A 21,767-nucleotide genomic window follows, 5' to 3' on the forward strand; every position below is an offset into this window, starting at 1 on the left:
ATCTCTTTTCGATGACGAATTGGATGTATCGGAATCTGCTTTCAAAGATGCTGAATCTGTAGAATCCGGTGTTCTGAACTTTTCTGCCCTGGATTCTTCGCTTGAGGATGATCTCTCCCTTTTCGATGAAGAATTGGATGTATCGAAATCTGCTTTGGAGGATGCCGAATCTGTAGAATCCGGTGTCCCCGACTTTTCTGCCCTGGATTCTTCGCTTGAGGACGAGCTCTCTGTTTTCGATGACGAATTGGATGTATCGGAACCTGCTCTGGAGGATGCCGAATCTGTAGAATCCGGAGTCCCCCCCGACCTTTCTGTCCTGGATTCTTCGCTTGAGGATGAGCTATCTCTTTTCGATGAAGAATCATACCAATCTGAAATCGGGCCTGAAGGCAATATCTCCTCTGAAATTGTAACCGTTACCTCTCCAGAAACCGAAGTATCCGGTCTGGTTCCCGGTCCGGGAGAATTATATCCGGGTGAAGACGAAAAGGATTCCGGCAACGAATATCTGTTACTGAAAAAGGCCGAAGAACTCTATTCGGAAGGTAACTCTATCGAGGCTTTTGAGGTTTATGATCAGGTTCTTGAGATAAATCCCGGAAATAATGATGCATTATTAATGTGTGCAACTATTCTTTGCGACACAGGCAGATTTGGTGAGGCTCTGCCCGTATTTGAATATGCAGACAGCATGGTCGAACTAAAACCTGAGCATCTGTTCAGGCTTGCAGATGCACAGAAAGCTTCTGACAGAAACAGTGATGCCCTTGTAACCTATGAGAGAATACTTTCGCTTTCTCCGGATGATAGTAAAGCCCTTCTCCAGAAGTTCAGTCTCCAAAAAGATCTTGGAAGAACGGATGAGGCCTTATTAATCCTTGAAAGACTGATACATACAAATCCGTCCGAATACAGTTTGTGGTATGAAAAAGCCCTCTTTGATGAGGAGTCAGGCAAAACTGAAGAGGCGCTTTCTGATTATGACCGTCTTCTCTTATTAAACAATGATTTCGTCGAGGGCTGGGTCAGAAAAGCGATTCTTCTGGTAAAACTGGATCGTCATTCCGAGGCACTTGTATGTTATGAGCATCTTGTTGCTAAAAAACCCAAGAACGCAGGACTCTGGTATTCCAAAGGTCTTGTTCAGAGAGCTATCGGCCAATATAATGAAGCACTTCAGGCATTTGAGGTAGCTCTTGCCTTATCTCCCGATGATATGGAAACACTGCATGAAAAAGCCAGTGTTCTCGCCGATTTGAACAGAAATGATGAGGCCCTGGAGGAATACCGACGTATTCTTGAAACAGAAGCAGAGAATCCAATTCTTTACTGTGAAATGGCCACTATTCTGCAAAAAGAAGGTCGTTATGATGACGCAGTCCTGAATTATGAATTGGTTCTTTCATACAATCCCAAAGATTTAAAGCTCCTTTCAGAGAAGGCGAGATGTGAAAAGAGTGCCGGAAGAACAGATGAAGCGATAGCAGACTATAGAAGGCTGGTAAGAACTGAACCCAACAATGAAGATGCGTGGTGCTCTCTCGGAGACCTTTATGAGATGACGAACCGCCCAGATGATGCACTCTCTGCATATAATGCAGTTCTGGAAATCAATCCTGACTCAGAGGATGTAGTAAGGGGGGGAAAACTCAGAATACTGGTGGAAATGCGCCGTTACGGGGGGGAGGCGCTGCCGCTTTATGATCTGCTGATTGTCAGAAACCCGAATGACGCAGAGATCATTGCAGGCAAAGGTTTTGTCCTTGCAAAATTGGATCGTTTCGACGAGGCAGTTGTAGTATACCGTACTGCAGTCAGAATTGATCCTGAAAATGCCACGATCATTCAGGATCTGATTTCAGTATTATCCGATCTCGGTCTTTATTCTGAGACCATTCCCTATTATGACACACTTATTTCTCTTCTTCCCGGTGATTCTCATACATTCATAACGTTAAAGGGAATGGCACATTATCATGCGGGCCAGTATGGGGGGGCTGCCGTTTCGATATTTAAGGGACTTTCCGAGATGCGGCCTGATGATCCGGATCTGATACTAAAAACAGGTCTTTCATTAATTAAACTGGGAAAATCCAAAGATGCACTGATGTGCTATCTGAAATCCCTGGATATTGATCCGGAATACAGTAATGTATGGCTTAAAAATGGAATCAACGCAACATCGTTTGTTGAATGGGAGTCCGTTGTCCCTGCTGGAGTGAGGGCCCACACCAAACCAAATAATTCACCCATTAAAGAACCTGTACGGACATTTGATGCAGATTACCACATTCAAAAGTCGAATAAGAAGATGCCACGGCAGAGATCGAGAGATTATCAGCTGAACAGTCCGGAACATCTCTACAAAAAGGGATATCACTTACGAAGCACGGATATTATGATGCCGCAATAAAATGCTTTGAGAGGGCATGTATTCTCGACCCTGAAAATACTGCCTACCTATTCCCCCCCAGGGCGTTGTGTATGGAAAAGTCGGCAACTACTACAAGGCTATAGAGTGCTTCGACAAAGTCCTTGAGATTGAACCCGGACATGAGGGTGCAATAAAAGGGAAAAATATGGCTTTAAATAATCTATCTGAGTGAACTACCACGCCCTAAAGGGCGTAGCTTCCTGCTTCATTGACAACACTTGCATCACAGAAACGTGATGTAGGGGCATTGTCTCCACAGGCTCAAAGGGCTGTTCCATCCCGATGCGGTGAATATTCACCGCCGCATTGTAATCCCGATCAGCAACAAATCCGCAATCGGGGCATTCGTGGACTCTGACAGATAGTGTCTTTTTAACGATTTTTCCACAATTCGAGCACATTTGGGATGTATTTCGGGGGTTGACTGTAACAAGTTTCGTACCAGCACTTTCAGCCTTGTACGAGAGATAAGAAAAAAATTTTCCCCATGAAACACTGTGGATACTCCTGTGCAGTCCCTTGTGGTTGCCTTTCTCTTTCAGACCCTTGATATCCAGATGTTCAACACAAACCGCAGCGTATGTATTGACATACTGACGGGAAAGTTTGTGCAGAAAATCATTCTTCTGGTTAAAGATATGTTCATATGCCTTATTCAGCCTGCTCTTTGCTTTCTTCCAGTTTTTTGAGAATCGTTTTTTCCTTGACACACTTTGTTGTAATTTTTTGATCCTGTCCAGAGAATGTTCATAGAATCGGGGGGGATTCTCAATCACCCTGCCGTCGCTATCGGTGACAAACGAGTTCAGCCCGACATCAAGGCCAACAGACCTGCCACATATCTTCGGCTCAGAAACTTCATGTTCAGCCTGTATGGTCACATACCATTTGTCACCCAAACGGGTGATCAGGATACCTTTCACCTTTCCGATATATGGCCGGTGCATCCTGACCCGGACTGCACCAATCTTCGAGAACGAGATGGTGTTATGTTCTCTGTCGATTTTGAATCCTGACTGGTTGTAGTTAAGAGTCCGGTATCGGAATGCACTTTTGAACCGGAGTTTTCCGATCTTCAGTCCATTCTTCTTTGACTGTGACAGGGCAGTAATGTTGCTCCAGAGAGTATAGTTGACCATCTGGAGCACTTTAGAATAGACATCTTTCAGTGCAGGATTCTCATCCTTCAGAGAGACGATTCGTGCCTGTGTTTCCTGATTCTTCAGAGAGGTGCCACAGGCCCGGGCCTCATTGCATTCTTCCAGAAGTTTGTTGTAGAGCCACCTGCAAGTATCGAGTGCGGTATTCAGTCGCGTCTCTGCAACCGAACCTGGATATGCCCGATACTTGTAGGAAACGATCATCCATTTCTCCATTTGAGAATCAACGCAACCTTTCAGAACATCAGGACTAACCTGCCAGGATGTTGTAAGGAAATAGGAGGGAGACCATGACCCATCTCCCCCCCACAACAGCGTTTGGTTGCAGATACTCCTGACGCAATTTGCGTGACGACACACAATATAATTATCGCAGCGAGGAAGGGCCTCTGCTTTCATTCCCGGCCTGAAGACCGGGGGGGACTTCCCGCTCCACCCCCCCTTTACCCCCCCGCGAGTTAAAAATACGCACCATTATCTTTTTTGAAAGGAGTTGTCGACATAATTATTTCAAAATCAGGGCAATTGGTCGATTTAAACGAAAGGGGGGGAATATATTTACTTCCAGAACATCCATCTGGGCTTCCGGATCATATTAACATCATTATCATCGCCATCGGGTGTTGATTCCGTTTTGCCATTCTCACTCTCAAGTGCAGGATTCAATGACGACTGGAGTACCCTGCTGTGGGCTGCCGCCTGTGCCTGAAGGTGCTCTATCATATGACTCAGGTCATCTATTCTGTCATCCTTGGAAGAGGCGATCTGGTCTGTTGTGGTAATACTCATCGCTTCAATTCTTGAAATGCTTTCTTTCATATCGTCAATGCGCTGATCCTTTTCAGATATCAGTTTGCTGTATGCATCCTGAAGCCCTTTTTGCGCCTCAACCTCTTTTTTCAACTGTAATATTTCTTTATTCCGGGCTTCGATAATCTCGGTATTTTTGTTGTCAAAGGAATCCGTTTCGGTCTCTTTTGCACATCCCCCCCCGACTCCGATGTACTGAGATACTCTGTGCATGCTATCTTGACCCATTCTGACCTTTTAATATCAAGTTTTTCAGCAGCAGCTTCTATCCTTGCGCCGAATTCATCATCAACATAAACTGAAATTCTCATTTATCTCTCCTCGACTCTGTTGATTTCGGTTTGCTCCATTCCATATGAAATATTTCTGTTGATCTTAATTCCGGGATTACCGGGATTTAAATCAAGAGCTTTTTGGAAGCATTCTTCTGCATCACCAAACCGTCTCAAAACAGAAAGGCTACGCCCTTATTGTTTAAGGCTGCAGCATTATCCGGATTTATCCGAAGCGAATGGTCAAAGCTCGAGACCGCCTCATGCAGTCTATTTATATGAAAAAGGGTAATCCCCTGCCTGAACCAGATAAGGTCATTATCTTTTTCCATCGAAAGGGCCTTGTCAAAGCAGTACAGGGCTTTCTCATGCATATTGGCATTGCTGAGAGCAACCCCCTTTGTTGTACCAGTAACTGACACTCACTTTCATACTATTTCCACCCGCACGGTCTCATGACTCAGGATATATTATTTTATAATGTGTTAATCCTGATATAAACATCCATTCTTTAATACAGCCTCGGTTTGCCGGTTTGAGCCAATTCGCCTGAGGATCATGGCATTTATAGTGATCCGTGTTTTCTATGTTTTGTCAGAAAAATTTATAAATGGATTTGTACATTGCCATCCCCCCCAGACTCACAAGAATTCCCGGTTTAATCGAAACGTCCCCCCCCTGAGTATGGTAGCGAAATAAGAGTTGGTGTGGTTTTTGATCTTTCAATTTCATATTTCCCTATCAAATTCCTTCGGGATGATACTCTCCCTATTTTGCCGTCGCAGTATCTGCTGTTCATCACGCACATTCAGCCTCTCTGCAGCCTAATCTGATAAATCATCCCGAACAGGTCACAGAGTAAAAAATAGTGGAACTGGGTTATTCACCCAGAGCAGCGGCAATGCATTCCTCGGTAGAACCGAGAACTGCCTGCGCGCCACACATATTCGGTACATAGGCAAACGCCTTGCCTGAATTGACCATAATGGTGCCGAAGTGATCCATTCCGGGCGAGACAACAATACAGGTGTCCTCCCATACTCGTGCCCCCTGACTGCTCAATGGTCCCCACAAGATTGGGATGCGCCTGCGCCACACCCCGTGCAGCAAAGATGTAGAGTGGTTTTGTCACCTGTTTTCCTTTCAGGAGACCGGCAATCTCCTCCAGTTCCTCTTCTGAGCAGTGCGGACATCCGATTGCCACCGCATCGACGGTCCTTTCCTCAAAGATTGCCTCAATCTCCTCCCCGGTGATGGTAATTGTTTCAAGGGCGGAAATATCTGTTCCGCGTTCCTGCAACACACGGGAATCGGGAGTGATACCATCGACATGATACAGCGCCACCGCACCGCTGGCAGCCATTGCAGCGCCAAGTGCCTTCAGCTGGTCGCGGTTCGGCCGCAATCCATAAAAGAACGGTACACGGTTTCCTGCCTCCTTTCCGGCGAGATACCCAATGGCACCGTAATGACCGGCATGAAGGGTCTCATCCGCTTCAACCCGGAATGCCACCTGCGGCATCCGGTTCTCCCAGAGGTGCAGACCATAGTAGGGGGTCTTCCCGACAATCGCAGCGGCAAGGGCAGACGGCCCTCCCTCACGGTTTGTGCGGGCACCAATGACAGAGTTCGCATAACAGACGGCAGAGGACTCTGACCATGCGATGTGTTCTCCATAGGATGTCCGGTTGATGTAATACGGCGTGCAGGTGCACTCCAGTTTAACTCCCAGCCGGTGGTATGCCTCCAGGACAGCGTTCTGTTTCTCCGCAAAATCCGGGGGTGATGCCGCCCATCTCCTGCCAGCGTTCACGCGGCATCCCAATGGGGGGGTTGAGGACAGCGGGCACTGCCACCCGTGCATCAAGGCTCCTCAGCCATTCGAGTCCCCCCCATTTACCTATTGTCTTGTATGATGCACCGGCCACCTGTGCACTGGTGATCGGCACAAATTTCTCTGCCCCCCCGAATACCTTTCCAAGGGCAACGAGAATCTCCATCATCTTCCTGCGGGTTTCGCCGTATTCTCCCGCAAGAACCTTTTCATCATCTGAATCAAGGTACATTATATATCAGTCCCATTCTGCTCTGATAAACTTCTCTTCTTCGCCCATGACCATTGTTGCGTCAATCCCCCCCATCTTCACATTGGTACCGTCACCAATACGACAGGGGTCAAGGGAGGAGCCACGAACGCCTTCGATGATCATCACATCCCGGTCGGCACGCACACGGGTTGCAATGGCATACTCCACATCCTCCATCCGGAACGTTGATATCCTCATCAACCACGACCACATGCTTCAGGGACGTATGGGCAGCGAAGGCGGCCATAATCGCATTCTTGGCATCACCCTGCGTGCTCTTTTTGATCTGAACAATACCATGCAGATACCCGCATCCCCCGGTTGTCAAAACCACGTTTTTCACCCGGGTCACTCCTGCAACCGCCTGGAAGATCTTTGGTTCATAGGGCATGCCCATCAGAATTTTATGTTCATTACCGGCCGGAAGAATCCCGTGATAGATGGCATCCGGCTTCATCTGCATCCCGGTAATCTCAATCACCGGGCCCTGCCGTATCGGGTCATAGGTGCCGGTGATATCCACGAACGGGCCTTCTGCTGTGGTCTCACTGCCGATGTAGCTTCCAGCACAATCTCCGCGTCCGGCACACGCACCCCCCCGTTGGAACAGGTGTTCAGTTCAATCTCACCGCCCAGGAGTTCCGCAGCATACTGCATCTCTTTTCCCTGCGGCACGCGGTGCATGAAGCAAAGGTCACTGCCGGATGAGTCCCGATGGTGATTGCAACCGGCAGACGTTCCCCCCCATCGGCCAGGGCATCCTGAAGCAGGGAATGCGTATGCCTCCCTTCTACCAACCGGGCCGCGAGTCGTCTCTCATCCACGACCTGCATACGGTGAATGGATGCATTTTCAACACCGCCGTACTGTGAGAAGACAACCGCTGACGTCAGATATCTTCCTGCATCAAGGGGGGGAAAGTGTTTCATCACCGGAAGCAGACCGAGATCCGGCGCGCCCATACTCAGACGGGCCCCTTCCGTAGTCACACCGTTCTGTCCGGTTGCCGCCAGACGGGGGGGCACAATGTCATGTTCCGGAATTCCCAGTGCACAGGAAAGGGACGCACGCGATGCCGTCACGTTCATCACACCCTTCCTGTCACCATCCAGGTTATGGAAGAATATCAGATCATCGGTCTTACTGGCCAGTTTCGGGGGGGCTTCAAAGACAGTTGAACAGGGTGTTTCAATATCAATGACACGGCCTTCCTCCCGCATTTTTTCAATAAATGTTCGCATTAGTATTCACCACTCCATCGTGTACTGAGCGTATGGTCGACATGCATATGATCAAGGACGCGGGCCACCACCATATCGATTAGATCCTCAATGGTCTGCGGCCGCGTGTAAAATGCCGGGCTGATAACCATGATGGTAGCACCTGCCTCATCAAGGGAGAGCATATTCTTCAGGTGAATCCGGGAGAGGGGGGGCATCTCACGCGGCATCAGAATACATTTTCGTCCCTCTTTCAGGCAGACATCCGCGGTTCGGGTAATGAGATTATCCGAAAATCCGGATGCAATGGCGGCAAGCGTCTTCATGCTGCATGGAATGATCACCATCCCGTCATACCGGAATGACCCGCTTGCAAGATCGGCGAACATATTCCCGTTATCCGCATAGACCACGTCAAACCCGGAGAAATCCACCCCCTTCATACGCTGCAATTTCGTGTGCAATATCTGAGATGATAAGATGCACTTCTGCTTTGTCCTGGAGCACCTCCAGAAGGCGTCGTGCATACACCATCCCGCTTGCACCGGTCACTGCCACAACAAATCGTTTCTTCATATCGACAACTGCCTGCCTATAGTATTAGTTTGTCCTGCTTAGTTGGCTTTTTGATTGATAATACCCTGCCTGCTGCATCCGCAACGGCATCCTGCTGGCCGGGTGTGGTATATATTCCCAGACGCCACTGTCCTCTCCGGGCTTTATTCAGGGCGGTCAGGAGGGGGGGAGATATCTCTTCAAGGGATTTCAGGTCATAATGGTCCTCAACCCTGACACCCATCCGCATCTCGGAGGGAAAGGCAGGAATGTCCACAAGCACCGTGATTGAATCAACCCCCCCTGCCTCTGCAGCAATATCTTCTGCAATCTCCCGTGACCGGATCACTGTGATTCCCTCTCGATACCCCCCCTCTGCATTGACCTGATCCTGACCAACGTAGACGGCACGTTTGTAGAGGCGACGGTCAAGAATGCGCTGTGTCAGGCTGACCGCCTCCTCTGAAGGGGGGGATGAAAGAAGGGCGGCAATAAAGGCGAAATCATTCATCCGCACCATATCAGGGTACGGGTTCCCTCCCATTGCAGTGGCATGTGCCAGACTTGCCAACAGTATCATTGATTCTGCAATCCGTGACACATGATGGTAGTAGACAGAGGGACGCATGAGTGTTCGTGCAAGAAGCAGGGATTCTGCGGAATGGATCCCGTTCTCCCGAAGATACAGGCCGTATTCATCATGTATTGCACTGCTGTGAATCAGCCGGTCAGGATCCACTGTCCCGTAGGGCACTCCGGTGTAATGCGCATCACGCATCAGGTAGTCCATGCGGTCAACGTCAAGATCCCCCCCGTGAATGATTCCTGCATACCGGTGGCTGCCGTTCACCATCGCCGCAATCTCATCCGGGTCAACTCCCGCCCCGGAGAGGACAGGGGGGGCCATTTCCTCAATCAGCAGGGGGCGCAATGTCGTCATGCCCCCTGTTGCAGAATTCGGTAAGGAGCGGTTCTGTTGCATGCGAAAACGGCCCATGCCCGATATCATGCAGAAGACCTGCCGCTTCTGTAAGCAGACATGCATCCGCATCCAGACCCAGTTCGCGGGCCATGCTGCCCGCCAGATGCATCGTCCCGACAGAGTGTTCAAACCGGGAATGATTTGCACCGGGGTATACCAGATGGGAAAATCCAAGCTGGCGTACATACCGGAGGCGCTGCACATGGGGGAGCATCAAGAAGAGGGAGGAGGTCATCGGATACACGGACATGGCCATGTACAGGGTCTTTTATTGTCTTCATATCTGCCTTCAGTTAAGAATCAACATATATTTAGTGATAAAACTATTGTGTCACATGATAACGTTCCTTTCCGGCGGAACCGGTACCCCCCCGAAACTGATGCGGGGGGGATTCCGGACGCTCATGGAAGACCATGAGATGACGGTCATTGTAAACACCGCAGAAGATATGTGGTTCTCCGGCAGTCACCTCTCACCAGACCTTGATACCGTGATGTACCTCTTTGCAGACCTCCTTGACACAGAGAGATGGTGGGGGGGCATTGAGGATGACACCACCATCACCAGTACATTTCTGGAAAAGATTGGGTATCCTGAACCGCTTACTCTCGGGGGGGACAAAGACCGTGCCATCAACATTGCACGTGCAGAGCTGCTTCGCGCGGGAATGTCCCTCACCGAGGCAACGAAACATCTCTCATCCCGTCTCCAGTGTGATGCGACCATTCTCCCGATGTGTGACACGGAAGTTACCACCTGCATCCAGAGCAGTGGTAGTGAGATGCACTTTCAGGAATACTGGGTCAAACACCGGGGACAGGTGCCTGTCGACGCCATCATCCGGAGATGCAGTGAATCACCTGTGGCAACAGAACAGGTCTTAATAGCAATCCATGATGCCGATGCAGTGATCATCGGTCCGTCAAATCCGGTCACCAGTATATCCCCCCCAATTCTGGAATGCGAGGGGGTAAAAGAGGCGCTCAGAGATCAGTTTGTAATCGTGATCAGCCCGTTTATTGGTGATGCACCGGTGAGCGGACCTGCAGCAGAACTGATGATGGCCTGGGATATGGCACCCAACGGGCAGGCAACCTATGATCTCTACCGGGATTTCACCGATGTATTTGTACAGGATATCCGTGACCCTGTCGCAATAGAAGGGGCCGTTCGTCTGGACACCCTCATGACAGACAAAGAAGTGACACTGGCACTGGCAGAAAGCATTCAGCGAATCATTGACACTGCAGCAGACCCCCCCAGGAATGCATGACACAGGAACACTACGCATTTCGTGAAATTGACCGTGCGGTGGCGATGACGAAATCCATTCTGATTCCGTTTGATATTGGAATCTGGCTTCGTCTGGCACTCATCGCCCTCTTTGCAGGAGGTGCGGCAGGGGGGGCATGCAGTTTTCATCAGGCTCCCTCTCTTTCGATGATATCGGAGACGGGGAATTCCTCGGCTCGGTGATTCCCCCCCAGAACCCTGATGCTCTTGTTTCAGCCATGCTGCTCTTCGCAGGCATTCTGCTCTGCATCGGTCTTGTCTATCTCCTGTTAAACGGGATATTCCAGTTTATCTTTATCAAGCACTCGGAGCAGGGAATATCCGGATACGGACATACTTCCGCGAAAGTACCGGGCCCGGCATCCGATACTTTGCATTCCTCTTCCTGCTCTCGTCCCTCTTCTTTGGTATCTGCCTGATACTTGCGTATCTGCTGTTTGCTCCTCTTGTGGCTACCGCCCCCCCTGTCGGCCCGGAGGTTGCAGGAGGTATCCTGACATTTGTCATACTGATGTTCATCCTCCTTGTTCCCTATCTCATCATCCTGATGCTGACAACGGATTTTGTTGTCCCCCCATCATGAACATCGACCGGTGCGGTATCATTGCAGGATGGCGCCGGTGCTGCATCTGTTCAGCAGGGAAAAAACGGAAGCGGCCCTCTATACAATCATGAAACTCGTTCTCTCAGTCTGTGTCAGTATCATCCTCTCCCTTGTAGTGGTTGTTGCAGGGATTGGAGCCGGTATCCCCCCTGATGGGCATTTTGATTGCCGCAGGGGGGGCCGCAAAACGTATCTCTGACTTTTATGGGTCTTCTTTTTGCAGCATATTTTGCCGTGGTTACCTTCTGCGGACTGATCGCAAGTGTACCATTTATGACATTTTTACGCACGTATTCCCTCTATGTTGTCGGGGATTTCGATGACATATATGCGCTTCTGCCAGACCTGTCATCATCTGACGCAGGGGAGGCGTCGAAAGCAGTATGATCACCTTCATATCAGCCGGAAGAAAATCTGCCCGTCTCATTGCAGGATTTCGTTCGTTCATGGATGATTCGGCGATTACGGTCATCACATCAACTGCAGATGCGGAGGTATCACCATGTGGGTGTTCCCTTTCCGATCTTGATACTCTGACATTTCTCTTTGCAGGCGTCCTCAACAGCAAAACATGGCGGGGGGGTATCCAGGGAGACACCTGTACAACACACCGTGCCCTCAGGCGCTTGGCACAGAAGAACCCGGCCGGTGGGAGATCAGGAACGTGCCCTGCACATATCGCGGGCACAGAGACTGGAGGAAGAGTGCCTTACCGATGTGACCGTTGCTATCAACCGCACCTACGGAATCATGGCACACATTCTCCCGGCCACCGACACTATCGGAGGATGGTCTGTCACCACCCCCCCGGACGGACGGATGTCCCTTGCCCGTTACCGGACTGCCTATGGTGATGACACCCATGCCTGTGCGGTACATGCTCCGCCGGACGGTATCCCTCATGCAACCGCAGAGTCTGTTGAAGCAATCAAAAACAGTGACGTCGTGATCATCGGACCCGGGAGACCGGTCACCGGTGTCATGCCGGCACTGATGTGCACCGGCATCCCTGAAGCGCTCAGGGAGGTGCCCGTCATATCATTTGTTCCGTTTACCAGCGAGCGGGGTATGGCACCTGAGAAATGGGGGGGATATATTCCGGATACTACGGCTGAATGCCCGGCCTATGATCGGTTCACCGATCTCTATCTGATGGATATACGTGATCCTCTCGTTTTTGAAGGTGCCCTCCCCCCCGTTGACACGCGGATGGGTTCACGCAGCAGACGGGAGTCACTTGCATGGGACATTCTGGCACTCGCAGAGGGTCTGAAAAAAGAGTGAAATCATTGGTTTCCGATGTCAGAAAATGCAACGGTTACATGTTGGATGAAATCAGCCATACCCCCCCGGAACCCATCAATAATGACCTGAATAAATGTGAGGGTTCCTTCGAGATCAATCCCCCCCTCATTCCCCCCCTCGGCTCCGGAGTATGTGAAGTCCGGCAGTGATAATAACTGGGAGATGGGGTGACAGCATTCTCCGAAGAAGGCTGAGGGTGTCCGGTTGCCCCCTGGGTATAATCCCTCATTGCCAGTCCTGCCTTGGTATACATGCCTGCAAGATATTCCATTGCATCTGTGGCTTTTTCATATGCATCCTCTGCATACTGCCGGGCACCAGTATCATCTCCGGCAGAATTTCTGTCATGTGCCAGAACAAGAAGTGTATCCGCATTGTCCTGATATGAAAGGACAACAAGGATGCCTTGTTCATCAGCACCGTCGGCATCTCGGTATTCTGCTATCGCAGGGTCAATCGCCGCGACCATCTCCTCAGCGTTCTGAAAATGATCCCGTGTAACAGAGCTATTCAGGGATGTGAATGATGTATGAAGAATGGAGTCCGCTTCAGAAAGTGCCGTATGGGCATCCGATATGTTCATCCGGCGGGATGCTTCGATACGGTCACGCACATCAGCCGCAGCCCCCCCTTCTGCTGCGGATGTGTCGGTTCCGGTATGGTATGCAGTATTGATTCCTTCTTCAAAACGCATGAGGCCACTCACTGTTTCTGTCCGCATCGTATTCACTGCCGCAAGATCAATGATGGGAATCTTTGCAGATACCGAATCCAGAATCGTTGAACCATCTCCTGCAATGTGTTCGAGAGAGAGCACTTCTGCTTCACGGGAACCCGCAAGATATTCGGGCACAATTCCTTCAAGGTGAACCTGCAGTTTTGTAACTGACGCGCCGGGATTATACAGCTCAAAACCAGTCACCGTCAGATACCGGCCGCTCCTGCTGCCAAGAGGCATTTCACGACCATCAACAATGATGGTGGCATCCCACGACACAGACGCGAGATCCGTATAGGCCGTAATGAACTCGTTCATTGACGAAACATCGTATATCATTTCAGTATCGACCTTCACTGTCTCTCCCAGTACCGCCTGTTCATCCGGTACAAGAGAAGGACCTGCGGTCACCGTGAACCCGGCTGCAGGTAGCATGCACAGACAGACTGCAATCAGAAACAGACCTGCACGTGTAACTCCTGAGGAGGAGGCGTGCATTTCTCCCCCCTTTTTCTCATATTATCTCCCTTTTTCCATTTTCCGGATAATCTTTTTCAGAGACCACTTGCCGGTATCCTCGTGTGATACAGCATTTTCGGAAGTGAGGGAGGCGGCGGCATCATTATCCGGATCTGCAGATACATCCGAAAACAGATCCGATTCCCCCCCGGATTCAGTCTGATCCGGATCAGAAGTTCCCTTCCTGCCGCCGCTGCCAGAAAACACATCCACAATCAGATTCTGCACAGGAGATGGCATCGTGTGTACCATTGCAGAAATTACCCGTGTTCTGCTGTCTTCTTCCGTTTTCAGGTCTGTTGAATTCTTTGTTGCAAGCAGATACAGTTTTTCTTCCACTGTATTCTCAGGCGACCAGCCAATCTTTGAAAGGAGTGTGCCGGCATGCATCGCAAATTCCCGATCTTTACCCCCCCGCATTGCAGACATGAGATCAGCTTTCAGACTGCTTTGATCGTTATATAAGTCATCACGAAGAGCGGAGGAGAGAGACTCATCTCCTTCCTCAATACGAAGCACCAGTTCTTCACAGGTGCGGGAATCCAGACGGGTAGTCCCCAGAGAGACTTTATCAGATATTCCATCGGATACCGGAGTCTGTTCCGGAATTCTGCTATCTGCCGATTCTGACGTATCCTTCACAGACGACGGAGAACTGTTTGCGGTAATATCGGAATTTTTTCGTAAAACAGCTTCGTCGATGTCTCCTGCAGTCTCCGGACTGATCTCGTGTAACGCAAGAAGTGCAGCACTCTTTGCAACACCTTCAGTCTGTGCAATGAACACCTGCAGTGGTTCAATGGCCCGGTAATCATGCTGCACAATTGCTGCCCGTATTGCCTCCCTCACCCCCCCGCAATCGGGAGCCTCAAGATGAGGCAGAAGGTACGGCAGTGACCGGACATCGCAGATCTCCCCCCCCAGTGCCATTGCCGCAGCAATCCGGATATCCGGATTCTGCACATGCAGCGACCGGATAAGAACAGGAAGTGCGGATTGCCCATACGTTGCAGATGCATGTGCGGCAGCATCACGAACCATTGCATCTTCGTCAGAGAAGAAGTGTATGATGTGGGGGAATGCCCGCTTGTTATCCATCATCTGAAAGCTCCTGACTACGGCAAGACGCACATCAACGGATGAATCCTTTGAAAGAAGCGAGAGCACCTTCATCATCGATGGCTGTCCGATAGACCCGATGGCATCTGCAACCGCTGTCCGTACAATCTGACTGGTATCGTAGGCAGCTTTTACGATATATGGATAGGCACGTTCACCTTTCATGGAGAGCACATCAATTGCAGCAGCCCGAATTGCTTCGTCCTTCGATGAAAGGGCTGCAACCGACATCTCAAAGGAGATATTGTGTGCCTCCACTCCCTCGTTTATGGCTGCATAGATCTGCTCAGTTGACATCTTCTGCAGTCTCAGACACTTTAACCCTTCAAGCACCTGTTTCTGGTTTTCCCGGATGTCAGAATCGGATGGCCCGTTGATCTCTTCTGCCTCTGAAATTTTCTTTTTCTTATCTTCCTGCTTCTTTGCCTCTATTTTATGCCCGTTTTGAATATTTTCCTGTCTTATTTGATGTTTTACTACTGATTTCCTGAAGAAACCGGAAATTTCTTTTTGCTGTGGCTCCGGAAGTGACGGCAAAATCGTCTCCAGTTCCTGTGCTGCATCAGGACCCAGACCCGCCAGAGCATATACTGCGCCGGACCATCCATTATCACCGGAACGGACAATTTGGATAAGATCCGGAATGACCTTTTTACCAAGCCGCATAACTGCATCCCAGTTTCCGCAGGCGATGGTATAACGAACTTGTTCATCCTGTGTCCCAGGGGTCCATCCTTTTCGTTTCAGTGCATGTGCTGCATCAATACGGATCTGTGAATCAGCATGGCCCAGAGCATGCACCAGACACCGCTCGGTTTCAGGGGGTATCGTAGCGCATGAGTGCAGAGACTGCTGCAATACGGACTTCGGGGTCATCGTCATCCACATGCGGCAGAATGACAGACACGAACCGGCTATCGCCGATATCTCCCAGCGCCTGGATGGCATGCCTTCTGAGATCCGGATCATCTCCTTTCACCAGGGTGAAGAGAAGGGGGGAATGCACGTTCTTTGATCCGGACAAGTTCTTTCCAGTCGTCACATAAAAAGAAAAAATATGGTTTTTCCTCGGGATCTTCCGGCACCCATTCAAGACGCTGCAGGCAAATGGCCGCACTACGCTGTTCCTCCCCCCCTTCTGCGCGATATAAGATATCTTTCAGTGCCGGGATGCCTGATTTTCCGATAAAACCGAGCAGACGGATGGCCCCCTGTCGTACATCCGGGTCTTCATCGCCGGTACTTGCTACAAGAGCATCGAATGCCTCCTCATCAGCATGCATGACGGCATGACCAAGAGCGCAGCCCAGTTTGGTTCCGGCATATCCGGCCAGTGTGAGAACAGCCGGATGGTCTGATCCCCCCCAGACTGAACAATACCCTGTGCCACATCCCTCATATCCTGGACATCCAGACTGCCAAGTACATCAGCAACGGGTTGTGGATCATCTTTGCCAAAGATCAGAAGAGCACCAACGGCCGTTGTAGCATCATCACCACCCACATCTTCCAGATAAAAACGAATAACACACGGGTAATCATGTCTCTCAATGCATTGTTCCAGCGTGGGCCCGGACCGCCTGAAAAAACCCATTTATATTATTCCATCCTGTTTGCCCGTATAATCATCGTATTTGTGCGGGCGTGGGTCACGACTGCAGAACTGACACTGCCCAGCAGGAGTGCTTCGATACCGGTCTTCCCGGTTGATCCCATGACAATACAGTCTGCACCAATCTCTTCTGCACAGCGGAGTATCTCGTCTCTGGGGGTCTCCCCCCCACGCGGGGGGGTGTGGCGTTACAGAAACCCCCCCTATCCGTTCGGCCTCTTTTTCTGCATTTTCAAGTGCTTTCTTTGCCTCTTCTGCCAGAAATTCGGTGATCAGTTCATAATTTATATCAATGACATCTGCCTGCTGACCTGCAAACATCGACTGCACTGCTCCCGGGTTTGTGACACAGATCGTATGGAGATCCGCATGATGTCGAAGTGCCTCCTCTGCTGCGGCACGCACGGCTTCTAACGATTCGGGTGAACCATCTGTTGCAACGAGAATTGTGGAAAACATCTCTTTAATCAATGATTTTCTTTCATAGAGGGCTGATTAATCTTTGTATTGTTGAATATCATAGGCTCCCGCCGGGAGAAAAATAACTTACCCTTTAAGCACAGATAGTACACCAGATTTTCCCATGAGAATACCTATAAAGGACGTAACACCGGAAACTGAACAAGCAGTTGTTATCGGATGGATTAATGAAGTCCGTGACCTCGGAGGACTTGCATTCTATATCCTTCGTGACAGAACAGGATTCCTTCAGGTCACTATCGTCAAGAAGAAGGCTCCGGAAGCAGTTCTTGCTGCTGCCAAAGGGGGGGCATCACGTGAGTCGGTTGTCCGCGTAACCGGTAGCGTAAAAGCAACGGAAAAAGCACCGGGCGGTCGTGAACTGATTCCCGAAACCTTTGAGGTCATCTCACACGCAGAGAGTCCTCTGCCACTGGATGTTTCAGAAAAGGTTCCGGCAGAAATCGACACGCGTCTCGACAACCGTTACTTGGACGCACGGCGCCCTCGTGTTGCTGCAATATTCCAGATCAGGAGCACCGTCACCCATGCAATCAATAACCTTCTCTATGAAGAAGAGTTCACAAACATTACCACTTCCAAGATCGTTGCAGCGGCAACAGAAGGGGGGGGTACAGAACTCTTCCCGCTTGCATACTTCGAGAAAGAGGCATTTTTTAAACCAGAGTCCACAGCTCTATAAGCAGATGATGATGGCCGCAGGGTTTGAAAAAGTATATGAAATTGCCCCCGATATTCCGGGCTGAGGAACACAACACAACCAGGCATCTCAATGAGGCTACATCCATTGATGTGGAAGTCTCCTTTGCAGACCACAATGACATGATGGACCTGCTGGAACGGGTCGTTGTGCGGGCATATACGTCGGTCACCGAGTCATGCGGTCCCGCGCTGGAGGCTTTAGGTATTGAGCTTGTCGTCCCGAACACTCCCTTCCCCCCCCGCATCACCTATGCTGAGGCCATTGACATTGCTTCACTTGCCATTGAAGAGGATATCAGCTACGGCGATGATCTCTCAACCGCTGCCGAACGGGCTATCGGAGAAGAGATGGGAGAACACTACTTCATCACCGACTGGCCCACAGAAATAAAGCCGTACTATGCCATGCCCTATGAGGACAATCCCAGTGTCTGCAAGGCATTTGATCTGATGCACCCGAGAATGGAACTCTCCAGCGGGGGGGCACAGCGTATCCATGAACATGACCTGCTGACCACCCAGATTGCAGCAAAAGGTCTTTCTCCAGATAGCTTTTCATTCTATCTCCAGCCATTCAGATATGGCATGCCTCCGCATGCAGGCTGGGGGGGTCTTGGCATGGACCGGCTCATCATGACCATGCTTGGTCTGCAAAACATCCGGGAAGCTGTCCTCTTCCCCCCCCGTGACCGTCATCGCGTAACTCCATGATGCCCGAACAGATACTCCCGACCACGGTTGTCGGGAGTTATCCTGCGGTCGGGTCAGGCGGCCTCGGGGGGGCCCTGCTTGACCCGCTCAAACCTGCCCGTAAGACTGCAGTATCCGATCAGATTACCGCAGGGATTGATATCATCTCTGACGGTCAGGTCGGCAGGGATATGATTGCGCTGATTGCCGATTTTCTGCCGGGGGTAAAGGGGCAGGATGTCACCGGACAGATTCATCCGGCAGGAAAACCGATCACTCTTCCCGGCGTGAAATATGCCCTTTCCCGGCATCCGGCGGTGAAGGGGATCCTCACCGGACCCACAACCCTTGCCCACGGACTTGCTCTGAAGACACCGGTATATCGGGACAGGAACGAACTGATTCCCGACCTGGCACGTGCACTGGCGCAGGAAGCACGATATCTGGCAGATGCGGGGGGGGTTACCATTCTCCAGCTGGACGAACCGATTCTTTCCACCGGAGCTGCGGACCTGTCCGTTGCACGCGAAGCGGTGAGTATCATCACCAAAAATGTGAACGTTCCGTCCTGTATGCATGTCTGCGGAAATATCAGAGGGTGTATCGATGAAATTCTTCAGTTCCCTGTTGATATCCTTGACTTTGAATTCGCGAACAACCCGGACAACTTAGACGTTCTGTCCCGTTCTGACCTGAAAGGAAAGAAGATTGGATTTGGATGTGTGGATTCAGCGGACCGGGAAGTTGAGAGTGTAACAGAGATCAAAGACCGCATCACAAAAGGAATTGATATCTTTGGTGCCGAAACGATGCTTCTGGACCCGGACTGTGGTCTGCGGATGCATTCCCGCGAAGGCGCATATAATAAACTGGAACATCTGGTTCTTGCTGCACACCAGTGCAGAAAAGAACTCTGATATTTTTTCATTCAGACAACACGCGCCGTTGTTGAAAGGTCGATTCCCTCATCAGTAATGTTATAGGGAAAAAGCCGACTTGGCACATTGGCATTTTTTATTTTTGCAATCTCCATTTTTCGTTCAATCTCATTTCCGTGACGCTCGTCAATGAGGTGGATATAGACATCCGCATACCGGATAACTGCAATCTCATCTTCCGGTGGATGCACATTATCATACATCAAAAACAGGATGGCCCCCCCGTCCTGTGTGATCATCCCACCATGATTTTTAATCAGTGAAATTGCCGCATCAACACCTTCCTTGCGTATAACACTGGAGAGCGAGTCAATCACGTAGCGTTTCCCGGGCATCTCCGAGAGGGCATCACCCATTTCATCCGGTGTCACCGGCGTCATGCCGACAGACGGACTGCTGTCTGAAATCAGATACCAGCTGTCATCACTCCCGTCCCTCTCAACATCTGCTTTCCAGAACTGTTCGGCAATTTTTTCAATTCCCGAAACCGGGGGGGATCCCTGAATAAGGATAATGGAACCCTCAGGAAACCCGCCCCCCCCAATTGATAATCCAGACCAATGATACCTGTTGATATCTTTTTATGATCAATGATTTCAACCTCTTCAATATCCACAGGCATTTGCAAAAATGTTGAGGGGGGCAGCATTATTTAAACTATGCCATATCCCCCCCGCATATTATTTATTTCACGATAAAATGATGGCTGTCATTGTGGGCCGTATCTCTCACGAAGTTCCCGGCGCAGCAGTTTCCATCCTCCAACCCGGGGAAGTTCATCGACAATAATCATCTTTCGCGGCACTTTGTAGCCCGCCAGACGCTCACGGGCATATTCCTGCAGACCGGACAGAGAGAGCGATGCACCGGGTAACAGTGTCACTGCTGCATAGGGAATTTCCCCCCCCGGTGAATGTCCGGCACTCCAAAGACGGCCACATCCTCAACCGAGGGATGCTCAATCAGCACCTTCTCGACTTCCGTCGGATATATTTTCCAGCCCGACATCACGATCATGTCCTTTTTCCGATCTGTTATCGCGAGCATACCGTCTTCTGAGAGATACCCGATATCACCCGTTAAGAACCATCCTTCCGGAAGGAAGACTGCTCGTGTCTCTTCTTCCATCCCCCAGTATCCGGATGCAACCGCAGGCCCTCTCAGGGCAATCTCACCAATCTCTCCGGTGTTGCACTCGGTAGCCGAATCCTCGGTGTCAACGATCTTTACTTCGGTAAACCCAATCGGCATACCCACACTTCTGAACTCATCTGCATATTCATAGTCTTCCGGGCGGATGGCAGTCCCTGTGCCCACTACGATCGTCTCAGAAAGACCATATGCATTGACAACCGGAATTTCAAACCGTGAGAAAAATTCTTTCCATATACTGGGGGGGTGGAGGGGGGGCCGCCACCACTGATCATTTCTCGCGCTGACTGCATCCGCTGTTCTGTTCCCGGCGGAGTTCGCAGAAGGGAATGGATGACCGGCGGCATGCCTGCAATAACCGTGGCCTGATATGTTTCCGTGAGACGGATATATTCATCAAGGGAGAAACGACCCATAATCACCCAGGTGGCACCGGCACGCAGTGCTGAAATACCCCAGGAGACACCGACATGAGCCATGGGATAAATACCCAGGTATACATCATCTTCACGATACCCAAGTACTTCCCGTTCATTATCCATCGCTGCCATCCAGTTTCCGTGGGTGAGCATGGCCCCCCTTCTGTTTTCCCGTGGTGCCGGATGTATACTGAAGCTGACAGAGATCATCAGGTCTGCAGTTACGGGCACGGGAAATAAACGGAACCGAGCGACATTCCTCCTCAAATGACGGGGGGGTGTCCGTTATTACCACATCAGCGGTAATCCGACCGGTAGAGACATATGTTTCAATCTCTGCATTTCCTGATGAATCGGTTACAATGCAGGCAGCGCCGGAATCTTCCAGCAGCATGGCAACTTCGTCTGCCCGGAGGACATTATTGAATGGAACTGCTACAGCGCCCATCCGCCAGATTGCAAAGTACCATATAAGATACTCGGGTGAAGGGGGGGACAGGTAAATTCCTACCCGGTCACCAGCAGCAATTCCATGGGCGATAAGACATGATGAGAGTCTGCATACCCGTTTCAGGAGAGCACAAAAGCTGTATTCAGTCCCTGATTCGGGGGGGTGAATAAGGGCAGGTTTGTCTCCCAGACGGGCATTGACGTCAAGAAATGTGGTACAGTTCGGCATTCACAAAAACCTC

General features: G+C 50.4%; 16 protein-coding genes and 6 pseudogenes. 9 read left to right on the forward strand and 13 right to left on the reverse strand.

What is annotated here, in order from left to right; genetic code table 11:
* Positions 1–2,416 (forward strand): tetratricopeptide repeat protein (locus JCM10550_RS08715; RefSeq protein WP_062398520.1); only part of this gene is annotated, 2,416 nt, incomplete at its 5' end.
* Positions 2,417–2,610: 194 nt separating this feature from the next.
* On the opposite strand, the gene JCM10550_RS08720 is transcribed toward JCM10550_RS08715, so the two are convergent.
* From JCM10550_RS08720 to JCM10550_RS08750, 6 genes and pseudogenes are all read right to left on the reverse strand, one after another.
* Complete coding sequence (locus JCM10550_RS08720) at positions 2,611–3,801, reverse strand: RNA-guided endonuclease TnpB family protein (RefSeq protein WP_062398643.1); 1,191 nt, start codon at positions 3,799–3,801, stop codon at positions 2,611–2,613.
* 354 nt (positions 3,802–4,155) lie between these two features.
* The gene (locus JCM10550_RS08725) at positions 4,156–4,620 is read right to left on the reverse strand and encodes a hypothetical protein (RefSeq protein WP_062398522.1); all 465 of its coding nucleotides are present in this window, start codon (positions 4,618–4,620) and stop codon (positions 4,156–4,158) included.
* Positions 4,621–5,558: 938 nt separating this feature from the next.
* Positions 5,559–6,745: pseudogene (locus tag JCM10550_RS08735) on the reverse strand (aconitase X catalytic domain-containing protein).
* Positions 6,746–6,751: 6 nt separating this feature from the next.
* A pseudogene (locus JCM10550_RS08740) lies at positions 6,752–8,007 on the reverse strand (UbiD family decarboxylase).
* A pseudogene (locus tag JCM10550_RS08745) lies at positions 8,007–8,562 on the reverse strand (UbiX family flavin prenyltransferase). Before JCM10550_RS08745 ends, JCM10550_RS08740 begins: the two co-directional pseudogenes overlap by 1 nt.
* 16 nt (positions 8,563–8,578) lie before the next feature.
* Positions 8,579–9,804 (reverse strand): annotated as a pseudogene (locus tag JCM10550_RS08750) (HD domain-containing protein).
* A 54-nt stretch (positions 9,805–9,858) separates the two neighbouring features.
* Between JCM10550_RS08750 and cofD the strand changes: the two are divergent.
* The 6 genes from cofD to JCM10550_RS08780 all read left to right on the forward strand — a co-directional run bounded on the left by cofD (position 9,859) and on the right by JCM10550_RS08780 (position 12,705).
* A complete protein-coding gene (cofD, locus tag JCM10550_RS08755) occupies positions 9,859–10,797 on the forward strand; it encodes a 2-phospho-L-lactate transferase (RefSeq protein WP_062398527.1) in 939 nt (312 codons plus the stop codon).
* Complete coding sequence (locus tag JCM10550_RS08760; RefSeq protein ID WP_062398529.1) at positions 10,794–11,000, forward strand: hypothetical protein; 207 nt, start codon at positions 10,794–10,796, stop codon at positions 10,998–11,000. The genes cofD and JCM10550_RS08760 overlap by 4 nt, the downstream gene beginning before the upstream one ends.
* The gene (locus JCM10550_RS08765; RefSeq protein ID WP_062398532.1) at positions 10,997–11,236 is read left to right on the forward strand and encodes a hypothetical protein; all 240 of its coding nucleotides are present in this window, start codon (positions 10,997–10,999) and stop codon (positions 11,234–11,236) included. The genes JCM10550_RS08760 and JCM10550_RS08765 overlap by 4 nt, the downstream gene beginning before the upstream one ends.
* A 29-nt stretch (positions 11,237–11,265) precedes the next feature.
* Complete coding sequence (locus tag JCM10550_RS24825) at positions 11,266–11,400, forward strand: hypothetical protein (RefSeq protein WP_281175340.1); 135 nt, start codon at positions 11,266–11,268, stop codon at positions 11,398–11,400.
* A gap of 28 nt (positions 11,401–11,428) precedes the next feature.
* Positions 11,429–11,620: a hypothetical protein gene (locus JCM10550_RS08770; protein ID WP_062398534.1), complete on the forward strand. Its 192-nt coding sequence runs from the start codon at positions 11,429–11,431 to the stop codon at positions 11,618–11,620.
* 449 nt (positions 11,621–12,069) lie between these two features.
* Entirely contained in the window at positions 12,070–12,705 is a 636-nt protein-coding gene (locus tag JCM10550_RS08780; protein WP_062398539.1) for a 2-phospho-L-lactate transferase CofD family protein, read from the forward strand.
* Between the two features lie 34 nt (positions 12,706–12,739).
* On the opposite strand, the gene JCM10550_RS08785 is transcribed toward JCM10550_RS08780, so the two are convergent.
* The 5 genes from JCM10550_RS08785 to JCM10550_RS08810 form a co-directional block, all read right to left on the reverse strand.
* Positions 12,740–13,942 (reverse strand): hypothetical protein, encoded by a 1,203-nt coding sequence (locus JCM10550_RS08785; RefSeq protein WP_062398541.1) that lies wholly within the window; start codon positions 13,940–13,942, stop codon positions 12,740–12,742.
* Positions 13,943–13,963: 21 nt separating this feature from the next.
* Positions 13,964–16,051, reverse strand: coding sequence for a HEAT repeat domain-containing protein (locus JCM10550_RS08790; RefSeq protein ID WP_157200111.1), 2,088 nt, complete (start codon positions 16,049–16,051; stop codon positions 13,964–13,966).
* The gene (locus JCM10550_RS18685) at positions 16,048–16,365 is read right to left on the reverse strand and encodes a HEAT repeat domain-containing protein (protein ID WP_062398547.1); all 318 of its coding nucleotides are present in this window, start codon (positions 16,363–16,365) and stop codon (positions 16,048–16,050) included. The genes JCM10550_RS08790 and JCM10550_RS18685 overlap by 4 nt, the downstream gene beginning before the upstream one ends.
* Complete coding sequence (locus JCM10550_RS08805; RefSeq protein WP_157200112.1) at positions 16,329–16,586, reverse strand: hypothetical protein; 258 nt, start codon at positions 16,584–16,586, stop codon at positions 16,329–16,331. Before JCM10550_RS08805 ends, JCM10550_RS18685 begins: the two co-directional genes overlap by 37 nt.
* A 90-nt stretch (positions 16,587–16,676) precedes the next feature.
* A complete protein-coding gene (locus JCM10550_RS08810) occupies positions 16,677–17,153 on the reverse strand; it encodes a universal stress protein (RefSeq protein WP_062398551.1) in 477 nt (158 codons plus the stop codon).
* 124 nt (positions 17,154–17,277) lie between these two features.
* On the opposite strand from JCM10550_RS08810, the pseudogene aspS reads away from it, so the two are divergent.
* Both aspS and JCM10550_RS08820 read left to right on the forward strand, forming a co-directional pair.
* Positions 17,278–18,587: pseudogene (gene aspS, locus JCM10550_RS08815) on the forward strand (aspartate--tRNA(Asn) ligase).
* On the forward strand, positions 18,587–19,483 hold the full coding sequence (locus JCM10550_RS08820; RefSeq protein ID WP_083475411.1) for a methionine synthase: 897 nt from the start codon (positions 18,587–18,589) through the stop codon (positions 19,481–19,483). Before aspS ends, JCM10550_RS08820 begins: the two are co-directional and overlap by 1 nt.
* A gap of 11 nt (positions 19,484–19,494) precedes the next feature.
* Here JCM10550_RS08820 and JCM10550_RS08825 read toward each other — a convergent pair whose 3' ends face one another.
* Both JCM10550_RS08825 and JCM10550_RS08830 read right to left on the reverse strand, forming a co-directional pair.
* Positions 19,495–19,875 carry an ATPase domain-containing protein gene (locus JCM10550_RS08825; protein ID WP_172673825.1) on the reverse strand — a complete coding sequence of 127 codons (381 nt, stop codon included), beginning with the start codon at positions 19,873–19,875 and terminating at the stop codon, positions 19,495–19,497.
* A gap of 338 nt (positions 19,876–20,213) precedes the next feature.
* Positions 20,214–21,754: pseudogene (locus JCM10550_RS08830) on the reverse strand (class I adenylate-forming enzyme family protein).
* Positions 21,755–21,767: the final 13 nt, after the last annotated feature.

The organism is Methanogenium cariaci JCM 10550 (assembly GCF_001315945.1).
In the GTDB taxonomy this organism is placed as follows: Archaea; Halobacteriota; Methanomicrobia; order Methanomicrobiales; family Methanomicrobiaceae; genus Methanogenium; species Methanogenium cariaci.

Excerpts from the sequence above, each read along its gene's own strand:
- JCM10550_RS08720 (WP_062398643.1), bottom strand. The coding sequence starts at position 3,801 with ATGATCGTTTCCTACAAGTATCGGGCATATCCAGGTTCGGTTGCAGAG.
- JCM10550_RS08725 (WP_062398522.1), bottom strand. The coding sequence starts at position 4,620 with ATGCACAGAGTATCTCAGTACATCGGAGTCGGGGGGGGATGTGCAAAA.
- cofD (WP_062398527.1), top strand. The coding sequence starts at position 9,859 with ATGATAACGTTCCTTTCCGGCGGAACCGGTACCCCCCCGAAACTGATG.
- JCM10550_RS08760 (WP_062398529.1), top strand. The coding sequence starts at position 10,794 with ATGACACAGGAACACTACGCATTTCGTGAAATTGACCGTGCGGTGGCG.
- JCM10550_RS08770 (WP_062398534.1), top strand. The coding sequence starts at position 11,429 with ATGGCGCCGGTGCTGCATCTGTTCAGCAGGGAAAAAACGGAAGCGGCC.
- JCM10550_RS08785 (WP_062398541.1), bottom strand. The coding sequence starts at position 13,942 with ATGCACGCCTCCTCCTCAGGAGTTACACGTGCAGGTCTGTTTCTGATT.
- JCM10550_RS08790 (WP_157200111.1), bottom strand. The coding sequence starts at position 16,051 with ATGATCCGGATCTCAGAAGGCATGCCATCCAGGCGCTGGGAGATATCG.
- JCM10550_RS18685 (WP_062398547.1), bottom strand. The coding sequence starts at position 16,365 with ATGCATGCTGATGAGGAGGCATTCGATGCTCTTGTAGCAAGTACCGGC.
- JCM10550_RS08810 (WP_062398551.1), bottom strand. The coding sequence starts at position 17,153 with ATGTTTTCCACAATTCTCGTTGCAACAGATGGTTCACCCGAATCGTTA.
- JCM10550_RS08820 (WP_083475411.1), top strand. The coding sequence starts at position 18,587 with ATGCCCGAACAGATACTCCCGACCACGGTTGTCGGGAGTTATCCTGCG.